The 366-nt window shown below is 69.7% G+C and carries 1 pseudogene; it reads right to left on the bottom strand.

The window, feature by feature from the left end:
• A pseudogene (locus tag EYB28_RS19705) lies at positions 1 to 366 on the bottom strand (extracellular solute-binding protein); the annotation flags it as partial.

Genomic DNA, 366 nt, shown 5'->3' with positions numbered 1-366 from the left:
GGTCTGGTCCTTCATCTCGTTCTCGATCCAGGACCCCGACGGGTACAGCAGCGCCTCCTGCCCGTTGCTCCACTGCGCCTGGGCGGCCGTGAACTGCGTGCCGCCGCCGCCCGGCTTCACGTAGCCCAGGTCGACGATCTCCTTCATCGCCTCGAACACGCCCTGCACGGCCTCCTGGGACCAGCAGTCGGGCTGCAGGTTCTCCAGCGCGAGGCGGACCTCGTCGCCGCCCTCCTTGATGGCCGACTCGATCGCGAGCGTCTGGTAGTAGGTCGCGGCCTCCGTGCCCCACAGGAAGAGGTACTTCCCGGCGTCCTTGGCCGCGGCGCCGAGCTCCTTGGCCTCGTCCCAGGTCGTCGGGGGCGT

The sequence above is a fragment of the Isoptericola sp. BMS4 genome (assembly GCF_011634835.1).
Lineage (GTDB): Bacteria > Actinomycetota > Actinomycetes > Actinomycetales > Cellulomonadaceae > Isoptericola.
Note: the sequence above shows the minus strand (reverse complement) of the source record. Positions and strands in the feature narration are given on the sequence as shown.